Here is a 240-nt window from a genome sequence, read left to right on the forward strand (position 1 = left end):
CTGAAAATGTTCCAGACATTTTCCAGTACTTCCTCCTTCCCTGGAGGTCGTACAGTACTTAGCTTGAATACAAACACTTAAGAAGTGCAACTCAAACCAGCTTTCCGAATTAATTTACTGCCTGCGACAATAAGACGGGTAGTGAATAACAAATTTGCTTGGTGACAATAGCATTGTGGTCCCACCTGATCCCATCCCGAACTCAGAAGTGAAACGCAATCGCGCCGATGGTAGTGTGGG

General features: G+C 45.0%; 1 rRNA gene. It reads left to right on the forward strand.

From position 1 onward, the window contains the following. Positions 1 to 157: 157 nt before the first annotated feature. Positions 158 to 240: ribosomal RNA gene (gene rrf / locus M0415_RS21375) — 5S ribosomal RNA — on the forward strand; the annotation flags it as partial.

The sequence above is a fragment of the Shewanella sp. 10B genome, from assembly GCF_023475885.1.
Taxonomy (GTDB): Bacteria; Pseudomonadota; Gammaproteobacteria; order Enterobacterales; family Shewanellaceae; genus Shewanella; species Shewanella mangrovisoli.